General features: G+C 52.6%; 1 pseudogene. It reads right to left on the bottom strand.

Features of this window, described 5'->3' with window-relative positions:
* A pseudogene (locus AC1M9I_RS14625) lies at positions 1–454 on the bottom strand (type VI secretion system tip protein VgrG); the annotation flags it as partial.

Raw genomic sequence — 454 nt, forward strand, 5'->3', positions numbered from 1 at the left:
GTTTTGGCGTCCATTGGCTGCGTTGTAGCAGTTGTTGGACCTGTTGGTCTAAGTCTTTGGGTAGGTTGTTTTGGTTGTAGTAGCGTTTGCCAACAATGAGGAATTCTTGGTCAGCTCCGCTGTGTTGTTCAATTTCTGGATGGCCATCGAGCCTGAACCAGTAGCCGACTTGGCTGTCTCTGACGCTGGCTTTGGCGATGAATTGTTTGCTTTGTCCGGCGTAGTAGTCGCTGAGGTGTTGGTTGAGTTTTTCGACTTGGCCGTTACCTGAGGCAGTGGCTTGGTCTTCGCCTTTGAGATCTTGGATCCATGCAGGGCTGATGTGCCATGCTTGTTCGAGGCCTAGGCTGGCATTGTCTTGGGGGTCACTGTGTTGGTGTTTGCTTTGGACTGAGCCTGCGCCTTCTTCTTGTTCGAGGGCTGTGGCTTGCCAGCGTTGTAGGTGGACTGCGGT

This window comes from Acinetobacter sp. ANC_7553 (assembly GCF_056779895.1).